Source organism: Nonomuraea salmonea, from assembly GCF_042428605.1.
Lineage (GTDB): Bacteria > Actinomycetota > Actinomycetes > Streptosporangiales > Streptosporangiaceae > Nonomuraea > Nonomuraea salmonea.
Genome location: NZ_JBHMCF010000011.1, coordinates 572,666 through 592,666 on the forward strand (window position 1 = coordinate 572,666; position 20,001 = coordinate 592,666).

20 protein-coding genes are annotated in these 20,001 nt (G+C 70.6%); 11 read left to right on the plus strand and 9 right to left on the minus strand.

The annotated features are described in order from the left end of the window. The first annotated feature begins 16 nt into the window (after window positions 1-16). The 7 genes from ACFFR3_RS12995 to ACFFR3_RS13025 all read left to right on the plus strand — a co-directional run bounded on the left by ACFFR3_RS12995 (window position 17) and on the right by ACFFR3_RS13025 (window position 8,264). Entirely contained in the window at window positions 17-1,264 is a 1,248-nt protein-coding gene (locus tag ACFFR3_RS12995) for an RNA polymerase sigma factor (protein WP_345402181.1), read from the plus strand. A gap of 421 nt (window positions 1,265-1,685) precedes the next feature. Further along, window positions 1,686-3,026, plus strand: coding sequence for an ABC transporter substrate-binding protein (locus ACFFR3_RS13000; protein WP_345402178.1), 1,341 nt, complete (start codon window positions 1,686-1,688; stop codon window positions 3,024-3,026). Between the two features lie 57 nt (window positions 3,027-3,083). Beyond that, window positions 3,084-4,037, plus strand: a complete 954-nt coding sequence (locus ACFFR3_RS13005; RefSeq protein ID WP_364366661.1) for a carbohydrate ABC transporter permease — start codon at window positions 3,084-3,086, stop codon at window positions 4,035-4,037. After that, complete coding sequence (locus tag ACFFR3_RS13010; RefSeq protein WP_345402170.1) at window positions 4,034-4,864, plus strand: carbohydrate ABC transporter permease; 831 nt, start codon at window positions 4,034-4,036, stop codon at window positions 4,862-4,864. Before ACFFR3_RS13005 ends, ACFFR3_RS13010 begins: the two co-directional genes overlap by 4 nt. Continuing rightward, window positions 4,861-6,270, plus strand: coding sequence for a GH1 family beta-glucosidase (locus ACFFR3_RS13015; protein WP_345402167.1), 1,410 nt, complete (start codon window positions 4,861-4,863; stop codon window positions 6,268-6,270). The genes ACFFR3_RS13010 and ACFFR3_RS13015 overlap by 4 nt, the downstream gene beginning before the upstream one ends. Beyond that, a complete protein-coding gene (locus ACFFR3_RS13020) occupies window positions 6,251-7,249 on the plus strand; it encodes a LacI family DNA-binding transcriptional regulator (RefSeq protein ID WP_364366657.1) in 999 nt (332 codons plus the stop codon). The genes ACFFR3_RS13015 and ACFFR3_RS13020 overlap by 20 nt, the downstream gene beginning before the upstream one ends. Before the next feature lie 19 nt (window positions 7,250-7,268). Then, a complete protein-coding gene (locus ACFFR3_RS13025) occupies window positions 7,269-8,264 on the plus strand; it encodes a phosphotransferase family protein (protein WP_345402164.1) in 996 nt (331 codons plus the stop codon). Here the strand turns inward: ACFFR3_RS13025 and ACFFR3_RS13030 are convergent. The 4 genes from ACFFR3_RS13030 to ACFFR3_RS13045 form a co-directional block, all read right to left on the minus strand. Further along, complete coding sequence (locus tag ACFFR3_RS13030; RefSeq protein WP_345402161.1) at window positions 8,208-8,513, minus strand: hypothetical protein; 306 nt, start codon at window positions 8,511-8,513, stop codon at window positions 8,208-8,210. The genes ACFFR3_RS13025 and ACFFR3_RS13030 overlap by 57 nt on opposite strands. Window positions 8,514-8,550: 37 nt before the next feature. After that, window positions 8,551-9,708 carry an RNA-guided endonuclease InsQ/TnpB family protein gene (locus tag ACFFR3_RS13035; RefSeq protein ID WP_379483182.1) on the minus strand — a complete coding sequence of 386 codons (1,158 nt, stop codon included), beginning with the start codon at window positions 9,706-9,708 and terminating at the stop codon, window positions 8,551-8,553. A 16-nt stretch (window positions 9,709-9,724) separates the two neighbouring features. Continuing rightward, window positions 9,725-10,135, minus strand: coding sequence for an IS200/IS605 family transposase (gene tnpA, locus ACFFR3_RS13040; RefSeq protein WP_345402152.1), 411 nt, complete (start codon window positions 10,133-10,135; stop codon window positions 9,725-9,727). 85 nt (window positions 10,136-10,220) lie between these two features. After that, the gene (locus ACFFR3_RS13045; RefSeq protein ID WP_345402149.1) at window positions 10,221-11,009 is read right to left on the minus strand and encodes an anti-sigma factor; all 789 of its coding nucleotides are present in this window, start codon (window positions 11,007-11,009) and stop codon (window positions 10,221-10,223) included. A 120-nt stretch (window positions 11,010-11,129) separates the two neighbouring features. Between ACFFR3_RS13045 and ACFFR3_RS13050 the strand changes: the two genes are divergently transcribed. From ACFFR3_RS13050 to ACFFR3_RS13060, 3 genes are all read left to right on the plus strand, one after another. Next, a complete protein-coding gene (locus ACFFR3_RS13050; protein WP_379483183.1) occupies window positions 11,130-12,329 on the plus strand; it encodes an FAD-dependent oxidoreductase in 1,200 nt (399 codons plus the stop codon). Window positions 12,330-12,420: 91 nt separating this feature from the next. Then, entirely contained in the window at window positions 12,421-13,758 is a 1,338-nt protein-coding gene (locus tag ACFFR3_RS13055; RefSeq protein ID WP_345402146.1) for a class II 3-deoxy-7-phosphoheptulonate synthase, read from the plus strand. 285 nt (window positions 13,759-14,043) lie between these two features. Then, window positions 14,044-14,811, plus strand: coding sequence for an SAM-dependent methyltransferase (locus ACFFR3_RS13060; protein ID WP_345402143.1), 768 nt, complete (start codon window positions 14,044-14,046; stop codon window positions 14,809-14,811). 55 nt (window positions 14,812-14,866) lie between these two features. Here the strand turns inward: ACFFR3_RS13060 and ACFFR3_RS13065 are convergent, their stop codons facing one another. Further along, window positions 14,867-15,241, minus strand: a complete 375-nt coding sequence (locus ACFFR3_RS13065) for a thioredoxin family protein (RefSeq protein ID WP_345402140.1) — start codon at window positions 15,239-15,241, stop codon at window positions 14,867-14,869. 118 nt (window positions 15,242-15,359) lie between these two features. Then, window positions 15,360-17,144, minus strand: coding sequence for an ExeM/NucH family extracellular endonuclease (locus tag ACFFR3_RS13070; protein ID WP_379483184.1), 1,785 nt, complete (start codon window positions 17,142-17,144; stop codon window positions 15,360-15,362). A gap of 105 nt (window positions 17,145-17,249) precedes the next feature. Between ACFFR3_RS13070 and ACFFR3_RS13075 the strand changes: the two genes are divergently transcribed. Then, window positions 17,250-18,671, plus strand: a complete 1,422-nt coding sequence (locus ACFFR3_RS13075) for a pentapeptide repeat-containing protein (RefSeq protein ID WP_345402131.1) — start codon at window positions 17,250-17,252, stop codon at window positions 18,669-18,671. Window positions 18,672-18,804: 133 nt separating this feature from the next. On the opposite strand, the gene ACFFR3_RS13080 is transcribed toward ACFFR3_RS13075, so the two are convergent. From ACFFR3_RS13080 to ACFFR3_RS13090, 3 genes are read right to left on the minus strand one after another with little or no spacing between them, the layout of a single operon-like run. Beyond that, window positions 18,805-19,269 (minus strand): SRPBCC family protein, encoded by a 465-nt coding sequence (locus ACFFR3_RS13080; protein ID WP_345402123.1) that lies wholly within the window; start codon window positions 19,267-19,269, stop codon window positions 18,805-18,807. After that, window positions 19,226-19,591: an ArsR/SmtB family transcription factor gene (locus ACFFR3_RS13085; RefSeq protein ID WP_364366634.1), complete on the minus strand. Its 366-nt coding sequence runs from the start codon at window positions 19,589-19,591 to the stop codon at window positions 19,226-19,228. Before ACFFR3_RS13085 ends, ACFFR3_RS13080 begins: the two co-directional genes overlap by 44 nt. Then, window positions 19,588-19,941: a VOC family protein gene (locus ACFFR3_RS13090; protein ID WP_364366631.1), complete on the minus strand. Its 354-nt coding sequence runs from the start codon at window positions 19,939-19,941 to the stop codon at window positions 19,588-19,590. The genes ACFFR3_RS13085 and ACFFR3_RS13090 overlap by 4 nt, the downstream gene beginning before the upstream one ends. Window positions 19,942-20,001 lie beyond the last annotated feature (60 nt).

The window sequence follows — 20,001 nt, forward strand, 5'->3', positions numbered from 1 at the left end:
CTGGTCTCATGGGCCGGTGGCGGGTTCTGACGTCCAGCGGACGATCGAGGCGGTCTGGCGGATCGAGGCGGCGCGGCTCATCGCCGGGCTCGCCGGGCTCGTCCGCGACGTCGGGCTGGCCGAGGAGCTGGCTCAGGACGCCCTGGTGGCGGCGCTTGAGCAGTGGCCGGAGTCGGGGGTGCCGCGCAACCCGGGCGCGTGGCTGATGACGGTGTCCAAGCGCCGCGCCATCGACCTCATCCGCAGGAACGAACGCCTCCAGCGCAACCTCGCCGAGCTGGGCCGTCGCATCGACCTCACCGAGGAGGCGCCGGAGCCGGACGAGATCGAGGACGACCTGCTGCGGCTGGTGTTCACGGCCTGCCATCCGGCGCTGTCGATGGAGGCGCGGGTGGCGCTGACGCTGCGCGTGCTCGGCGGCCTGACCACCGATGAGATCGCGCGGGCGTTCCTGGTGCCGGAGCCGACGGCGGCGCAGCGCATCGTCCGCGCCAAGCGCACGCTCGCCGCGAAGAAGATCCCGTTCGAGGTGCCGCAGGGGGCGGAGCTGGCGGCGCGGCTGTCGTCCGTGCTGGAGGTCGTCTACCTCATCTTCAACGAGGGGTACTCGGCGACGGCGGGCGACGACTGGATGCGGCCCGCCCTGTGCGACGACGCGCTCCGCCTCGGCCGTGTCCTCGCCGGGCTCATGCCCTCGGAGGCCGAGGTGCACGGGCTGGTGGCGCTGATGGAGATCCAGGCGTCCCGGTCGGCGGCCAGGGTGGGGCCGTCCGGCGAGCCGGTCCTGCTGCTGGAGCAGGATCGCGGCCGCTGGGACCGCCTGCTCATCCGCCGCGGCCTGGCCGCACTCGGACGCGCCGAGGCGCTGTCCGGCTCGCCGGGGTCGTACACGCTGCAGGCCGCCATCGCCGCCTGTCACGCTCGTGCGCTCGCACCCGAGGAGACCGACTGGGCGCAGATCGCGGGCCTGTACGAGGAGCTGGCCAAGCTGTCCCGCTCCCCCGTCGTCGAGCTGAACAGGGCGGTGGCGCTGTCGATGGCGTACGGCCCCGCGGCCGGGCTCGCGCTGCTCGATCAGATCGCCGGCCAGCCGGCGCTCAAGGGCTATCACCTGCTGCCGAGCGTGCGCGGCGACCTGCTGGCCAAGCTGGACCGCAGGGACGAGGCCCGTGCCGAGTTCGCCCGCGCCGCCGCCATGACCCGCAACGCCCGCGAACGCGCCCTTCTGGAGGAACGCGCCGCCGCCTGCGCGCCCGCCGGGTGATCAGCCGACGGCGCGTGCCCCGAGCAGACCGGCCAGTGCCGGGTGCGCGCGGCCCCGCCTCCTCCTCCGAGGCCGTGTACCGCAGCGAGAGCAGATGCAACATCCCCGCTCCCTGATCCCGTAGTGCCGCCCCGTGATGGCACCCGCGGGCTCAGGCCCGTTCAGGTGGGGAGACATGCCCCGAAGCGACACGAAAGATGCCTCTTGTGATGGGAGCGCTCCCAATCAGCTCTTTGAGGTGTTCATGCCCAAAAATCCGGTTTTCGAGTGTTAAACCGCCCCATTGGTAACGGTTGCGTTTCGCGGGATTGACGGGCGAACCGGGTAAGTGCACCCTTTGTGGGAGCGCTCCCAAAGATTCCACCGCGGCAGAGCGCGTGTCGCGGTGCCCTCCCAACATTCACCCCAGAAGGGCTCCACCATGATGATCAGGAAGCGTCGCGGCACCCTCGCCGCGGCCTCGGCCCTGGCCGCGGCGGCGCTCGCCGTCGCGTCGTGCGGCTCCGGTGGCACCGCGGAGCAGAGCGGCGCCCCGGCCTCCTCCGCCGCGGCGGGGCCGATCACCATCCGCGTGCAGACGTTCGGCGGCGGCACCAACTTCGGCTACAAGAACGCCGTCGACAAGTGGAACGCCGAGCACAAGGACATCCAGATCCAGCACGAGAACCTGACCGACCAGTTCGAGCAGCAGTACTGGCCCCAGATGATCCAGTGGCTGCAGGCCGGCAGCGGCGCGGGTGACGTCGTCGGCATCGACGAGGGCGGCATGGGTCTGGCCAAGGCGCGCACCGAGTGGTGGGCGGACCTGAAGGAGCACGGCCTGGAGTCGCGCAAGGCCGATTTCCCCGCCTGGAAGTGGGAGAACGGCGTCGCCGCCGACGGCAAGCTGTTCGCCCTCGGCACCGACATCGGCGGCATGAGCCTGTGCTACCGCAAGGACCTGTTCGAGAAGGCCGGCCTGCCGACCGACCGCGAGGAGGTCGGGGCGCTGTGGCCGACCTGGGACGAGTTCCTGAAGACCGGCGAGAAGTTCCAGTCGAAGGTCAAGGACACCAAGTGGGCCGACGGCACGAACACGCTCTACCAGGTGGTGCTCTACCAGGAGGCGGCCAAGAACGGCAACGTCTCCTACTTTGACAAGGACAACAACCTGATCGTCGACAAGAACCCGGCGGTCAAGACGGCCTTCGACTTCGCCCAGAAGCTGAGCCAGCAGGGCCTGACCGCCAAGCTGCGCAACTTCACCGACGAGTGGGCGACGGGCACCCAGAAGGGCGCGTTCGCCACGCTCGGCTGCCCGTCCTGGATGCTCGGCGCGATCAGCGGCAACGCCGGTGACGAGGGCAAGGGCAAGTGGGACGTCGCGGCGGTGCCCGGCGGCGGCGGCAACTGGGGCGGCTCCTGGCTGGCCGTGCCGAAGCAGTCGAAGCACCCGAAGGAGGCGGCGATGGTCGCCGACTACCTGACGCAGGCGACGACACAGGCGAGCATCTTCACCGACTTCGGCAACATGCCGAGCAACACGAAGGCGCAGCAGGACCCGGCGGTGCAGGGCGCGAAGAACGAGTACTTCAACGACGCGCCCGTCGGTGAGATCTTCGCCAAGTCCGCCGCCAGCCTCCAGCCGGTCTTCCTCGGCGTGAAGCACGCGCAGGTGAAGAGCGCGATCGAGTCGGTCGTGCAGGGCATGGACGACGGCTCGGTGCCGTACGACAAGGCCTGGCAGCAGCTGGTCGACGACGCGGTGAAGGCCGCGGGCTGATCTCCCGCCCGGCCCGCCTCGCGGCGGGCCGGGCTTGTTGCCGCCGAAAGGTCTGTTATGAGCCTCGACACCCTTCCGCGGGCGGCGCGGAGCAACCACCGCGCCCGCCCGCCCGGCCGCCGCTGGCGTTCCCGTCTGGACGTCAAGGCGATGCCGTACTTCCTGGTGTCCCCGTACTTCCTGCTGTTCGCCGCCTTCGGGCTCTTCCCGCTGGCGTTCACGCTCTACTACTCGCTGTACGACTACGACCTGACCGGCACCGTCGAGTGGGCCGGTCTGGGCAACTACACCGCGCTGCTGGGCGACGACGACTTCTGGCGGGCCACGGTCAACACCCTGGCCATGTTCATCATCGCCACCGTCCCCCAGATGCTGCTGGCGCTGTTCCTGGCCAACGCGCTGAACAAGCGCATGCGCTTCCGGCTGGCGCTGCGCATGAGCGTGCTGCTGCCGCTGGTCACCTCGGTGGTCGCGGTGGCGGTGGTCTTCACGCAGCTGTTCGCCCGCGACTGGGGCCTGGTGAACTGGCTGCTCGGCATGGCCGGGGTGGACAACACGAACTGGCGGGCCGAGCGCCTGCCGTCGTGGATCGCGATCGCGACCATGGTCGACTGGCGCTGGACCGGCTACAACGCGATCATCTTCCTGGCCGGCATGCAGACGATCCCGCGCGACCTGTACGAGGCCGCCTCGATCGACGGGGCCTCGCAGCGCCGGCAGTTCTGGCAGATCACGCTGCCGATGCTGCGCCCCACGATGATCTTCGTGGTGCTGAACTCCACGATCGGCGGCCTGACGCTGTTCTCCGAGCCGATGACGTTCTACAACGGCAACCCCGACGGCGGCTCGCAGGGCCAGTTCCAGACGGTGGCCATGTTCGTCTACAAGGAGGCGTTCCGTGAGTTCGACTACGGCTACGCCTCGGCCGCGGCCTGGCTGCTGTTCCTGCTGATCCTCATCGGAGCGGCGATCAACTTCGCGTTCGTGCGCAGGATCGGGGGCACGAAATGACCATCTGGAAACCGACCGTCCTGACGCGGGTGCTGCTCGGGCTGGCCATCTTCCTGTCGGCGTTCCCGCTGTACTGGATGCTGGTGATCGCCTCGCGGACGAACTCCGACGCGGTCTCGTCGCCGCCGAAATTCCTGCCGGGCGGCAACCTGGGGCAGAACATCATCGCGGTGCTCCAGCACCCCGAGGCGAAGTTCGTGGCCGGCCTGACGAACTCGTTCATCGTGGCGAGCGTCGTGACGATCTCGGTGATCCTCATCTCGACGCTGGCCGGCTTCGCGTTCGCCAACCTGAACTTCCGTGGCCGCAACGCGCTGCTGCTGCTGGTGCTGCTGACGATGGCGGTGCCGCTGCAGCAGATGGGGGTGGTGCCGCTCTACCGGCTCATGGTGAGCCTGGAGTGGACGGGCACCCTCAAGGCGGTCATCCTGCCGTACCTGCTCAACGGGTTCGGTGTCTTCCTGATGACGCAGTACACGCGGCAGTCGGTGCCGATGGAGCTGGTCGAGGCCGCCCGGGTGGACGGCGCCGCCACGCTGCGCATCTGGTGGAACGTCGTGCTGCCCGCCGTGCGGCCCGGCATGGCCGTGCTCGGCATCAACACGTTCATGCTCATGTGGAACGACTACATGTGGCCACTGATCGTGCTCAACCAGGACAACCCGACCGTGCAGATCGCGATCAACGGTCTCAACGCGAGGTACTCCACGGAGTACTCGTTGATCTTCGCGGGCACCGCGTTGTCCATCATTCCGCTCATCGCAGTATTCGTCGCATTCGGCCGCCAGATCGTCGGCGGCCTCATGGAAGGTGCGGTCAAAGCGTGACGACACAAGAGGAACAGACGCGTTCCGGGCTGCGCTTCCCTGCGGGCTTCGCGTGGGGGGCCGCGACCTCGGCGTACCAGATCGAAGGGGCGGTCGCGGAGGACGGGCGCGGCACGTCCATCTGGGACACCTTCACCAAGACGCCGGGAAAGGTGCTGAACGGGCACCACGCGGACGTGGCCATCGACCACTACCACCGCTACCGGGAAGACGTCGCCATCATGGCGGAGCTGGGCCTGTCGGCCTACCGCTTCTCGGTCTCCTGGCCCCGGATCCAGCCGGACGGCTCCGGCCGGATCAACCAGAAGGGTCTCGACTTCTACCGGCGGCTCTGCGACGAACTGCGCGAGCACGCCATCGACCCGTGGCTGACCCTCTACCACTGGGACCTGCCCCAGGCGCTGGAGGACGAGGGCGGCTGGCCCAACCGCGACACCGCCTACCGCTTCGCCGAGTACGCCGCCGCGGTCCACGACGCACTGCAGGACTACGTCCACACGTGGAGCACGGTCAACGAGCCATGGTGCGCCGCGTTCCTCGGCTACGCCTCGGGCGAGCACGCCCCCGGCCGTCGTGAGCCGGAGAACGCGATCAGGGGCGCGCACCACCTCAACCTGGCCCACGGTCTGTCCGTGCAGGCGATGAACGCCCGCCGGGTCGGCGGCTGCGTCAACCTGTACGCGGTCACGCCGGAGACCGACAGCGAGCGCGACCTGGACGCGGCCCGCCGCATCGACGGCCTGCAGAACCGCTTCTTCCTGGACGCGATGCTGCTCGGCCGCTACCCCGAGGACGTGCTGGCGGACCTGCCGGTCGAGCCCGACTTCATCCAGCCGGGCGACATGAAGACCATCAACGCGCCGCTCGACGTGCTGCTGGTCAACTACTACAGCCGCTTCACCGTCTCGGGCGCGCCCGGCGGCAAGCAGTCGGCCGCCGCGGCCCCCACGGACTCGGGGTCTCCGTGGGTCGGCAGCGAGCACGTCTCGTTCGTCAACGGCGGCCGCCCGGTGACCGCGATGGGCTGGGAGATCGACGAGGGCGGCCTGGTGGAGATCCTCACCAGGGTGGCGCGGGACTACCCGCCGATCCCGATGGTGGTCTCCGAGAACGGCGCGGCCTTCGACGACGTGCTGGACGACGGCCGGGTCCACGACAGGGAGCGGCAGGCGTACGTGGAGGCGCACCTCGGCGCCTGCAAGGAGGCCATCGACGCGGGCGTGCCGCTGGAGGGCTATTTCGCCTGGTCGCTGATGGACAACTTCGAGTGGGCCTGGGGTTACGGCAAGCGATTCGGCATCGTGCGGGTGGACTTCGAGACCCAGGAGCGCGTTCTGAAGGACAGCGCGCACTGGTACTCGGAGATCATCCGGCAGAATAGGCGCCATGAACCGACCGACTCTTGAGGCAGTCGCTGCTCGGGCCGGGGTGGGCCGGGGCACGGTGTCGAGAGTCATCAACGGCTCGCCCAACGTCAGCGCGAAGGCCCGCGAGGCCGTCGAGCTGGCGATCCGCGAGCTGGGCTACGTGCCCAACCGTGCGGCGCGCGCCTTGGTGACGCGCCGCACGGACACGGTGGCGCTGGTGGTGTCCGAGTCCCAGTTCCGGGTCTTCGACGAGCCGTACTTCGCGGGAACGATCCGCGGCATCGGCTCGGCGCTGGCCGAGACCGGGTTGCAGCTCATCCTCGCGATGGCGCGCACCCCGGAGGAGCACGCGCGGCTCGAGCACTACCTGACGGGTCAGCACGTCGACGGCGTGCTGCTGCTGTCCCTGCACGGGGCCGACCCGCTGCCGGGCAGGCTGGAGACGATGGGGGTGCCGACCGTGCTGGGCGGCCGCCCCGTCGGCCTCGACCCTTACAGCTATGTGGACATGGACAACAGGGCAGGGGCCCGGCAGGCGGTCAAACACCTGCTGGGCCTCGGCCGCACCGCGATCGCCACGATCGCCGGCTCCCAGGACATGGGCGTGGGCGTCGACCGGCTCTCGGGCTACCGAGACGCGCTGCTGCCCTCGGGCCTTCCCGAGCTCGTGGCCTACGGTGACTTCTCCGAGCACAGCGGCGCCGCGGCGATGACCGAGCTGCTGCGCGCCCACCCCGAGCTCGACGCGGTGTTCGCCGCCTCCGACCCGATGGCGCTCGGCGCGATGCGCGTGCTGAAGGCCGAGGGCCGCTCGATCCCCGACGACGTCGCGGTGATCGGGTTCGACGACTCCAAGGCCGCGCTGCACGCCGACCCGCCGCTGACGACCGTGCACCAGCCGACCGAGGCGATGGGGCGGCAGATGGCCCAGCTCCTGGTGGCGCGCATCAACGGCGAGGAGCTGCGCCAGCCCGTGGTGATCCTCGACACCCACCTCGTACGCCGGGAGTCCGCATGAGCAGCAGGATGCGAGGACCATGGACAGCAGGACCAAGCGGCGCTTAGCGGCGGCCGAGCTCGACGCCCTGGCCCGCCGCGCGGTGGGTGTGGGCGTCGAGTCCGCCACCGAGCTGACCGACGGCTACGCCAACGCCGTGTGGCGGCTGCGGCTGGCCGACGGCCGCGACGCGGTGCTCAAGCTGAGCCCGCCGCCCGACCTCGACCAGCTCAGCTACGAGCGCAACCTGCTGCGCATGGAGGCCGCCGCGATCGGCCTGGCGGCGCAGGCGGGGGTGCCGGTGGCGGCGCTGCTGCGCGCCGGGTTCGACGACCCCGTGCTGGGCGGCGACTACCTGCTGCTGGCCGCGCTCGACGGCGTGTCGTGGAACGACGTCAAGCCGGACGGCGAGGCCGGGCTGCGCAGGGAGCTGGGCCGCCACCTGGCCAGGTTCAACACGGTGACCGGCGAGGTGTTCGGCTATCCGCACGCGGGCATCACCGGCCGCACGTGGCGCTCGGCGTTCCTCGCGATGGTGGCGGCGCTGCTCGGCGACACCGAGCGCTACCCGACGCCGCTGCCGCTGCCCGCCGCGGAGATCATGGCGATCGCCGAGGCGGCGGCGCCGGTGCTGGACGAGGTGACGACGCCGCGGCTGGTGCACTTCGACGTGTGGGCGGGCAACGTCTTCCTCGACGTGAGCGGGCCGCCCCGCATCCAGGCGATCATCGACCACGAGCGGGCCTTCTGGGGCGACCCGCTGGCCGAGTTCGTCACGCCGACGATCTTCGGCGAGCTGGCCGACGACGACCCGCTGCTGGCCGGCTACCGCGAGGTGACGCCGCTGGAGCTCACCCCGGCCGCCCGCACCAGGCTCGACCTCTATCGCGCCTACCTCTACCTGATCCTGCTCATCGAGAACGGACCCCGGCAGTACCCGCCGGACGAGTACGCCAGGATCCGCGTCAGCGCGACCGCGTCACTGACGGACGTGCTGGACCGCCTCGTACGCGCGGCCGCGCGGCCCGTCGAGTAGGTCGGCGCCGGCGACGGTCAGGTTCGCCGCGCCGTGCACCGCGAGCGCGCCGCTGACCCGGGTGCCGAGCAGGTGCACATTCGGCCTGCCGTAGTTGCCCGCCGCGTCCATCGAGCGGTACTCGATCGTGTGCCGGCCACGCGGCAGCGTGCCGTAGACCAGGGAATCGATCTCGGTGCCCTGCTCGGAGAACGTCCACGGCATGACCTCGCGGCCCACCTGGTCGTAGGCGTAGCCGAGGGTCTTCATCGTGACTCCTCCGCTCCCTGAGGGGAGCGGCTTCTCGCTAAGCCGCTTCCGCAGCCTGGCGAAGGGCAAGCCCTGCCCTCAGAATGTTGATCGCCGCGTTCACGTCGGCGTGCGCGGCATGCCCGCAGCCCTGACATCGGAACACGGCCTGGCTGACGCGGTTCTCCTTCGCACCATGCCCGCAGCGCGAGCACGTGCGGGAGGTGCCGGCGGGGTTCACCGCGATCAGCTCTCGACCGGCGCTTTCAGCCTTGTGCGCGAGGACCGTCAGGAACACCCCCCAACCCGCGTCGAGAATGGACCGGTTCAGGCCGGCCTTGGCGGTCACGTTCCGGCCGGGCCGGTCGATCGTGCCGGACGCCGAACGAGTCATGTTCGCGATCCGCAGGTCCTCGTGCACGATCATGTCGTACCTGGCGACCAGTGCGAGGGCGGCCTTGTGCGCGCAGTCCAACCGCTGGCGGCGGACCTTGGCGTGCAGGGCGGCGACCTGCGCCACCGCTTTACGGCGGCGACGGGAGCCGCGCCGCTTGCGGGCCAGGGCCCGCTGGGCTTCGGCCAGCCGGTCGGCCGAGGCGGCCAGACGGCGCGGGTTGACCAGGTACCGGCCGTCGCTGGTGGTGGCCAGCGAGGCGACGCCCAGGTCCACGCCGACGGCCACGCCCGTGGCCGGGAACGGATCGGCGGGCACGCCATCACACGACAAGACCAAATACCAGCGGGAACCCTCGCGCTTCACGCTGATCGTCTTCACCTGACCTTTCGCGGGCCGGTGCTGGTGGACGCGGACGTGCCCGATGCCCTGGAGCCGGACGTACGCGGTGGGGCGCTCGGGCTGGGAGTTCCACCGGCAGCCGTCGCCGTCCTTGGGCCACTCGACGGTGTCGAACCAGCCGCGCCCCTTGAACCGGGGGAAGCCGGGCGTGCGCCCGGCCTTGACGCGGTCGAAGAACGCACGAAATGCCCTGTCGAGCCGTCGCAGGGTGGCCTGCTGGGAGGAGAACGACCAGCGGCCCTGCCCATCCGGGTCATCACCCCGGATGTGCTTCAGTTCGCCCGACTGATCGCCGTACCGGACCGTCACGCCTGCCGTGCGGTAGGCCGTGCGGCGGTGCTCCAAAGCGGCGTTGTAGAGCTGACGGTGGTCTTCCAGGCACGCGGCGAGTGCAGCGGCCTGCTTGGCGGTGGGGCGCAAAAGGAACTTGAACGACCTACGCACGGCCACCGCCCTTGGACGACCGCTCGTCCTGCGTCTCGATGTGGCGCTGCACCGTCTGTGCGGACACCGCACCGGCCGTGGCCACGAAGGAGGACCGCGACCACAGTGTGGGCAGCTGGGAGCGCAGGTGCGGGAAGTCGGCGCGCAGGTGGTGGGAGGTGCACCCCTTGAACTGGCCGGCCACGTACGAAGGTGAGTGCTTCGGGTGTGGCTTGACGAACAGGTGCACGTGGTCGGACAGCACCTCCAGCGCCACGATCTCCCCATCATGCTCGTCGGCCTTGGCGTGGATCCGTTCCTCAAGGCGGTCCTTGACCCGGCCGCCGAGGACCGGGCGGCGGTACCCCGGGCACCACACCACGTGGTACCCGAGGTCGTACGCCGCACCCGGGGAAGTACGCACCTGACGAGACACACGATTCTTATAGCAGCGCCGACCCAGCTCACGCGCGACGAAACGGAGAACTCTCATGTGCAGACCTGACAAGTCACGCCTCAGGGAGGTCGGCGAGCATGACGGGGTCGGTGGTGGGCTGCCGGGAGCCCTCGGCCGGTTCGACGGTGAGCGCCACGCGGTCGTCGCCGCGCAGCGGGGTCAGCACCACCGGGGCGCTCGCCCCGCCGGGGCCCGGCTCCAGCAGGCCGGCCGGGCGCGGGCCTTCCGGACCCATCAGCCACAGCTCGTACGCCTTCGCCCGCGGCAGCTCGACCAGCCCCGACGAGGTGAACACCATCCGCCCCCGCTCGCGCGAGATGACGACCGTGCCGGTGCCGCCGGTGGTGACCTGCCGCCGCATGGTCTCGGCGTCGGGCGCGGCCAGCACGGCGGCCAGCTCGCCGTTCCTGGCGGTGAGGTCGGCGAGGTCGCGGCGGGCGTCGAAGGCGAGCACGCCGAGCGCCACGGCCGCCGCCGCCGACACGGCGACCGACACCCCGGCGACCACCTCCACGCGCCGCCTCCTTCGCCGCAACGGCGCCACCCGCCCGCCATCGCCGTCCCCGGGCGGCACGGGCAGTCGATGCGACACCGTGGGCGCGTCGTCGGGGATCTCCGGGGGGCGGGTCCGGTGGGCGGCGGTGAGGAGGCGGTGGCGGAGGCGGGCGGGCGGGGGTGCGGCGACCGTCTCCGCCAGGCGGGCCGCGGTCTCGCGCAGCCGGCTGACCTCGGCCGCGCAGCCGTCGCACACGTGCAGGTGCTCCTCGAACAGCACCCACTCGGCGTACGGCAGCGCGTGCACGGCGTAGGCGCCCGAGAGGGTGTGGAGCTCGTCGTTCATCGTCCACTCCCAGGTGTGAGAGGCGGCTCACCCCTGTACTTCGGCGCTCCCGGCACGCCGGATGGCCCCCGCCCTTGTGCATTTCGGCGAAGATGCGACAATCTCATTGGGGGATGAATTATGGGATGTGTGATCGCGGGGGGCGGCCCCGCCGGTGCGATGCTCGCCCTCCTTCTGGCGCGGTCCGGCGCCGAGGTGACACTGCTCGAGAAACACGGCGACTTCCTGCGGGACTTCAGGGGCGACACGATCCACCCCTCGACCATGCAGGTGCTCGACGAGCTGGGCCTGGCCGAGGAGTTGCTGAAGCTGCCGCACCGCAGGGCGTACAGCCTGACCGTCGTGTCGGACGCCGGCGACATCCGCCTGGCGAACGTGCGGAACCTGCGGACGAAGTACGACTACATCACGTTCGTGCCGCAGTGGGACTTCCTCACGCTCATCACGCGCGCGGCGGCCCGCCACCCGAACTTCCGGCTGCTGATGAACGCCGAGGCGGTCGACCTGATCCGCGAAGGCGGCGCGGTCCGCGGGGTGCGCTACCGCGACCCGTCGGGCGAGCACGAGATCAGGGCCGATCTGACCGTCGCCGCCGACGGCCGCACCTCGGTGCTGCGCGCGAAGGCCGGTCTGACGCCGCAGGACCTCGGCGCGCCCATCGACGTGCTGTGGTTCCGGCTGCCGCGCGACCCCGCCGACCGCGCGGATCCGTTCCTGCGGGTCTCGCGGGGCCGCCTGATGGTCGCCATCAACCGGGGCGACTACTGGCAGCTCGCGTACGTGATCCTGAAGGGCGGTTACGAGCGGCTGAGGCACGAGGGCATCGACGCGCTGCGCCGGCCGATCACCGAGCTGCTGCCCTGGCTGGCGGACCGGGCGGAGCAGATCACGAGCTTTGACGACGTCAGCGTGCTGACCGTCCGGATCGACCGGCTGCGCCGCTGGCACCGCCCCGGGCTGCTGTGCATCGGCGACGCCGCGCACGCCATGTCACCGGTGTTCGGCGTCGGCATCAACATGGCCGTCCAGGACGCCGTCGCGACCGCCAACCTGCTGGCCGGCCCGCTCAGGCACGGCGGGCCGATCCCCGAGCGGGCGCTGCACCTGGTGCAGCGGCGGCGCATGCCGCCCACCCGGATCACCCAGGCGCTGCAGCGGGTGATCCAGAACCGGTTCATCAGCCCCACGCTCAGCGGCGACGCCGACCCGACACGGCGGCTGCCGCGCGACCTGACCGCGATTCCGGTGCTCAATGGGCTGGTGGCCCGCGTGATCGGCCTCGGCGTACGGCCCGAGCACCTCATGGCAAAGCAAGTTTGACTTCCTCTGGGTTCGCACCCGTATAACCGCATTCTCACAACGTGGACAAGGGGGTCGGTGGTGCCGAGCCAGTGGAATACCCTCGTATCTCGTGAGCAGCAATCTAGTGGATCTCGATTCCTGGCGAGCCCTCCCCGCGGCGCAGCAGCCTGACTGGCCAGACCGCGGCGAGCTCGACAAGGTTGTCGCCGAACTCGGCGGCCTGCCCCCGTTGGTCTTCGCCGGCGAGTGCGACCAGCTCAAGGAGCAGCTGGCGGCCGTCGCCCGTGGTGAGGCGTTCGTCCTGCAAGGCGGCGACTGCGCCGAGACGTTCGCCGGCGCGACCGCCGACAACGTGCGTCAGAAGCTGAAGACGTTGCTGCAGATGGCGATCGTGCTGACCTATGCCGGCCGGGTGCCGGTGGTGAAGATCGGCCGGGTCGCGGGGCAGTTCGCCAAGCCGCGGTCCAAGCCCACCGAGGTCCGCAACGGCGTGGAGCTGCCGGCCTACCGGGGCGACATGGTCAACGGCTTCGACTTCACGCCCGAGGCCCGCATGCCCGACCCGTGGCGGCTGCTCAAGGCCTACCACTCCTCCGCCGTGACGCTCAACCTCGCCCGCGCCTTCACCAAGGGCGGCTACGCCGACCTGCGCCAGGTGCATGCCTGGAACCAGGACTTCGTGGCAGAGTCGCCGGCCGGGCGCCGCTACGAGCAGCTCGCTCGCGAGATCGACCAGGCGCTGGCCTTCATGCGGGCCTGCCGGGCCGAGCCCGAGGAGTTCCACACGGTCGAGTTCTACTCCTCGCACGAGGCGCTGATCCTCGACTACGACCGCGCGCTCACCCGCATCGACTCGCGTACGGGGCTGCCGTACGACGTGTCGGCCCACATGGTCTGGATCGGCGAGCGCACCCGCCAGCTCGACGGCGCCCATGTCGACTTCTTCGCCAAGATCCGCAACCCGATCGGCGTCAAGCTCGGGCCCACCACCACGCCCGACGAGGCGCTCGCGCTGGTCGACAAGCTCAACCCGGCCAACGAGGCGGGGCGGCTGACGTTCATCACGCGGATGGGCGCCTCCAAGATCCGCGAGCACCTGCCCGCGCTGGTCAAGGAGGTCACCGCGTCCGGCGCGCGGGTGGCGTGGATCTGCGACCCGATGCACGGCAACACCTTCGAGGCGCCGAGCGGTCACAAGACGCGGCGGGTCGACGACGTGCTCGACGAGGTGGCCGGCTTCTTCGAGGTGCACCGCTCGCTCGGCACCCATCCGGGCGGCATCCACATCGAGTTCACCGGTGACGACGTGACCGAGTGCGTGGGCGGCGGCCACGAGATCAACGAGGCCGACCTCGCCACCCGCTACGAGACGGCCTGCGACCCGCGCCTCAACCGCGGCCAGTCCCTCGACCTCGCCTTCCGCGTCGCCGAGCTCTACCGCGGCTGACCGTCCCCGGCCGATGGCCACGGCCGTCCGTCCGTCCGTCCACGGACGGCCGTCTGCGACTGACCGTTCCCGGCGCGCCGCCCCGGCCCCCGAGGCCCGGGCGGCGTGACGCGCCTGCCCCCCTTCCACACCGCAGCGGGCCGGAGTTCTTCTCCGGTCCGCTGTGTCGCTTTCGGGAAAAGAGTGATCCAGGTCTCATCGGCGGGCAATCCTGAATTCGGGAGAAAGGTGAGGTGTGAGAGCTATGATCGCCCGGAAAAGCTCTCATATTTCAGGAGAAATGACGTGGCTGGTGCTCCGGAGGGGGTCGACCCGAACGTCCCCAACGTCGCGCGCATGTACGACTACTTCCTCGACGGCAAGGACAACTTCGCGGCCGACCGGGCAGCGGCCGAACAGATCCTCCAGAAATTCCCGCACACCAAGGAAGGCGCCAGGGCGAACCGGGACTTCCTCCGCCGTGCGGTGCGCCATCTGGTGGACTCCGGTGTACGCCAGATCGTCGATCTCGGCGCCGGGCTGCCCACCCAGGGCAACACGCACGAGATCGCCCCTGAGGCGCGCGTGGTCTACGTGGACTACGACTCGGTGGTGTGTGTGCACGGCAGGGCGTTGCTGGCCAGGAAGGAGAACGTCGACTTCCTCCAGGCGGACGTGCGCGAGCCCGAGGCGCTGCTCGGCAAGCTGGGCGGGCTGGTCGACTTCGACCAGCCGGTGGCGTTCCTGATGCTGGCGCTGCTGCACTTCGTCTCCGACGACGACGCCTACGACCTGGTGGCCAAGCTGCGTGCGGCGAGCGTGCCGGGCAGCTACCTCGTGATCAGCCACGCGGTGGACCCGACGCCGGACGAGACCCCGCGGGCGCTGGAGATCTACAAGAAGTCGACGGCCGCGCTGAACCTGCGTACGCGGGAGCAGATCGAGCGCTTCTTCGAGGGCTATGAGCTGGCTGAGCCGGGGCTGACGTTCCCCGCCAGGTGGCGTCCTGACCAGGAGATGATGCTGGGCGACCACATCACCTTCGGGTACGTCGGCGTCGCGCGCAAACTCTGACCCGTGCATGAGAAAGGCCCCGCCGTGAACCGGCGGGGCCTCGACGTGTCGGCGGTCAGTTCTGCTGGGCGTTCTTCAGCTCTTCGCTGAGCTCGGCCCTGATGGCGTCCATGTCGAGGGCCCTGACCTGCCTGATGAGGTCTTCGAGCGCGGGCGCCGGGATGGCGCCGGCCTGCGCGAAGACGACGATGCCGTCGCGGATGGCCATCAGCGTGGGAATCGAGGTGATGTCGAACCCCTGGGCGAGGCCCTGCTCCGCGTCTGTGTCGATCTTGCCGAAGGTGATGTCCTCGTGCTTGTCCGACGCCTGCTCGAAGATCGGCCCGAACTTCTTGCACGGCGGGCACCACTCGGCCCAGAAGTCGAGCAGCACGATCCCCTTGTCGGCGATGTCGTTGAAGTTCTTCTCGGTTACTTCGATGGTCGCCACAAGTGGCTCCTTGCTCGTTGTCGCTAGCAGTGCATCCGTCTCAACCACGTACCCACACCCAGCATTCCATGCTCCGGCGGCGGGCGCGGCCCTTCGGATCGGCCGCGCCCGCCGGGGCTCAGCGCCCGCCGGGCCCTCGCCCGGGCCCTCCGTCGGGCCCTCCGTCGGGCCCTCCGCCGGGCCCTCCGCCGGGCAGCGTCAGGCCGATGACCAGCGGATCGTGGTCGGAGGAGCGGTAGGCGTCGGGACGGTAGAGGTCAGGCGGATTGAACTCGGTGTTGTAGTCGCGGATGCGCGGCTCGTCGGCGTTGATGTGCCAAATCGCGGCGCTGGTGACCCGCTTGAGCAGCTGCCTGCCGACCAGGGCGTGGTCGAGCTCGCCCGCCAGCCCGTCGAACAGGTAGCTGTAGCGCTGCGCGGCGGGCACGAACCGCTTGGTGACGCTGGTCAGGCCGCCCGCCTCAAGAGTGCCGATGGGGTCCTCCTCGCCGTAGGCGTTGAGGTCGCCGAGCACGATCGGGTTGGGCAGGTCCCGGTCCTCGATGAGGCCGAGCAGGGCCTGGGCCTGGGCGACGCGCGTGGCGTTCCAGCAGCTCTGGCCGTCGCCCTGGTCGGCGTCGGGGCCTTCGGACGGGCAGCTGCCCTTCGACTTGAGGTGGTTGACCAGCATCGTGAACGGCTGGCCGCCGCCCTTCCTGCGGAAGGTCTGGATCAGCGGGGGCCGGCTGAAGACGGGGTCGTCCGACGCCTGCGCCGCGCCCACCGGGGTGAGCTTGGCGGGCTTGTAGATCAGGCCGACCTGGATGGCGTCGGTACCGGGGTGCGGGTGCGCGAGCGCGGCGTACGTACCGGCTCCGATCTGGGCGTTGACCGCGTCCACGAGCGCCTGCAGGGCGGTCTGGCCGTTGTTCTCGACCTCCATGAGGGCGACCGCGTCGGCGTCGAGGCCCTTGAGTGCGGCCACCAGCTTGGCGAGCTGGCGCTCCTGCTCTGCGGCGTTGTTCGCGCCGCGCGAGCCGAGCGTGGTGAACCAGTTGAGGGTGTTGAACGAGGCCACCTTGACGTTCCCGATCACCGGGAACGGCTTGGGCGTGCGCGGGTTGGCGTTCGCGTACGCGATGGGCTTGGTGGGCTGCAGCCGGTAGGAGCCGAAGCCGTAGCCGAGCACGCCGGTGACGCCGAGCGCCACGTCGCCGGTCCGCACGACGGGCGGCAGCGTGGCGGGGTTCTCACGGGTGGAGGCGTCGTCCACGAGCAGGGAGCGGCGCTCGTTGAGCCCGGCGTCCACGCCGCGCCGGTCGGTCGGCTGGAACAGCCGGCCCTGGGAGGAGAGCGTGACCTCGCCGTAGCGGCCCAGGTTGTAGTGCTCGCTGACGGTGAGCGGCTGCGGGAAGGTCAGCAGCATGTTCTCGACCGGCTCCAGGCTCTTGCCGGAGGCCACCGGCAGCCGGTACGGCAGCGCCGCCACCTTGCCCTTGCCGCACACGTCCACGGCGGTGACGGGCGACAGTTCGGTCCAGCCGTTGAACTCGGTCACGGTGCCGGTCACCAGGACCCGGTCGCCGGCCTTGACGTCCTTGACCGACTCGCGGGCGTACGCGAACAGCCCTTCCGACGTCGCCGGGTCGGCGTCCGGCCTGGGGTCCTGGATGAAGAAGCCGCTGAGCTGGTCGGTCCGCTGGAAGTCGGCGGTCACGACGCCCTCGACGCGGACCGTCTGGCCGGCCAAGGGGCTGGCGTCTCCGGCGCCCTGTACCTGCGCGATGCGGTGCGAGGCCGGGGTGGCGCAGGGCTCTGAAACGGGGTCGGCGGTGTTGACGGCGGCGGCGGAAGCGGCCGGAACCGCCACCGGGATCACCACCGCGACCAAGGCCGCCAGGGATGCTCGTGATAAAGCGTGCATGTCCGGCACTTTACGGCCAATATGACCCGCATATTTCCACATAAAGATGGATAGAACATTAAATCGCCGAACCTTGACATCGGCGGCGGCGGGTATCACCTGAGCATGGACTGGGTCACCTGCGCGTATTCTGCTGCTTGCACCGGAATCGCTAGCCGTCCGACCGGCCTCTGCCTCGCCCACCTCGATCCCGAGCACCTGAGCGCGGCGCTCGCCGAGCTCTCCCCCGGCCGCCTGCTCGACCTGCGCGGCACCACCGTCACCAGCGCCCTGCTCGCCCGCATCCTCGACGCCACGGGCGGCCGTCCAGGACGGGCCAGGCTCGACCGGGTCACCTTCACCGGCGACGTACGGCTGTCAGGGGTGAGGTTCTGCGGCGACGTGTCGCTCGACGGCGCCAGGTTCGACCGGCTCGCCTCGTTCTTCGGCGCCAGGTTCGAGGGCAACGTGTCGCTGGCGGGCGTCAGGTTCGCCCGCGAGCTGTCCTTCCACGGCGTCACCGCGCGCGGGCACGTCTCGCTCGACCAGGCCGTGATGGCGCGCGACGCGCTGTTCAGCCAGGCCGAGTTCGGGCACGGGCTGTCGTGCGAGCGCGCCAGGTTCGACGGATACGCCACCTTCGACGGTGCCTACCTGGGCGGCGGCGCGGTCTTCAGGGGCGCGCGCTTCGGCCGTACGCTGTCGTTCCGCAAGGTCAGGGGGCACGCCGGGTTCGAGGCCGCCCACTTCGCCGCCGACGCGTACCTGTCGGCCACCGGACGGCTGTCGGCGGCCAGGGCGCGCGCCGACGGGCTGCTCGACGTCGCGGTGGCCTGCTGCGGCGTGAACCTGCGCGGCGTCGAGGTGACCGGCCCCACCACCGTGCGGCTCACCGACTCCCAGGCCGACCTGGAGGGCGCGGTGCTGCACGGCCCGGCCACCGTGACAGGGCGCGGCCGCTCCACGCTCACCTCCCTGCGCCAGGTGGACGCCGGCGACCTCGCGCTGCGCGGGCTCGACCTGACGACGTGCCGCTTCGCGGGGCTGGCGCACCCGTCGGGCGTGCGGGTCAAGGACTGCACGTTCGCGCTGACACCGCGCGGCGTGCAGCTCAGCCTGCGCTGGCCGATGCTGCGCTGGTTCTCCCGCCGCCGGGCGCTGGCCGACGAGCACGCCCTGCGCGGCGACCGCCTCGGTGGCCGCCACGGAAGCGGCCACGGAAGCGGCCACGGAAGCGGCCACCACGACGACCCCGGCGACCCGGGCGCCACACCCGACGGGCTCGCCGCCCTCTACGCGGGCCTGCGCCCCAGTGACCGCGCCACCTCGGCCGACTTCGCGTTCGCCGCCATGGAGATGCGCCGCCGGGCCGGTCACGGCTGGTGGCTGTCGGTGTCGTGGCTGCTGTGCGGGTACGGCATGCGCCTCGGCCGGGCGGCGCTCTGGCTGGCCGTGGTGGCGGCGCTGACGGCGGCGGCCCTCCTGTGGAGCACGGCCTCCCACGCCGGCCAGCACCGCGCCCCGACGAACCAGGCCGTCCCCCGCTGACGACACCCCGCGCCCTGCCCGCCAACCCCAGTGCCGACCACAGTGCCGACCACAGTGCCGAGCACAGTGCCGAGCACAGTGCCGAGCACAGTGCCGAGCACAGTGCCGACCGGGGGCGGCGGGCGTGCGGGGCTCAGAGTTCGGCCGCGAGCGCCTCGATGGTGGCGAAGTGGCGGGGCCAGCCGCCGCCCATGATGCGCCGCGACAGCTGCTGCACCTCGTCGTCCGGGTCGAAGCCCTCGTGGTCGAGGAAGAGCCTCGTGCCCTTGCCCTCGGGCTCCAGCCGCCAGGTCACGGTCCAGTCCACCCGCCCGTCGCTCCAGGCCAGCCGCAGCAGCTTCGCCGGCTCGATCGCCAGCACCTCGCAGTGGACGACCCCGTCGAAGCCGACCGCCTTCTTGGGCGTGGTGGTGAAGGTGAAGCGGTGGCCGACCTCGGGCTTGAAGTCGTTCGGCATGAGCCAGCGGGCCAGCAGCTCCGGCTCGGTGAGCGCGCGCCACACCTTGGCCGGCGGGTGGGCGAGGAACTGGTCGAGCCTGATGGCCGTGCGCTCCTCAGCGGTCTCCGGTGGTCCGGCGGGTGGTGGGGTCTGCGGCATCGTCGTCGTCCTCCAGGTCGTCGAGCAGGGTGGTCAGTGCGGTGAGGCGCTCTCGCCAGAAGCGTTCGTACGGGCTGAGCCAGTCGCGGATCTCCATCAGCGGTCCCGCCTCCAGGCGGTAGTGGCGTTCGCGGCCCTTGCGGGCCTCCGACACCAGCCCCGCGTCCCTGAGCACCTTGAGATGCTCGGACACGCTGGGCCTGCTCATGTCGAACCGCTCGGCCAGCCGGCCGGCGGGCTGTGCGCCCTCGTCGAGCAGCAGGCGCAGCAGCTCCCGCCGCGCGGGGCTGGCCAGCGCGGCGAAGACGTGGTCGGCGCTCACGCCTGGCTGACCACGAAACCGTTGCCGTCGGGGTCGTGGAAGAGCAGCTGCCGCCCCCACGCCTGCTCGCTCGGCCCGTCGAAGGCGACGCCGTGCTCGCCCAGCCGGGCGGCCAGCGCGTCGAGGTCGGGCGCGCCGACGACCAGGCCGCCGATCGGCGCCATACCGGGGAACCACGAGGCCAGCAGCAGCGTCGTCGCGCTGCCCTTGGGAGCCACGGTGAGCCAGCGGCCCATGGGGAAGGGATTGTCGGTGCGTACCTCGAAGTCGAGCACCCGCGTGTAGAAGTCGTGTGCCGCGCTCTGATCGGCGACCGGCACGGTGATGGTGAGGATGGAGGAGATGGGCATGTCGGACACTATATGTAGGAAATTTCCTACATGACAAGCCCCGGCCCAGCGCCGGATATC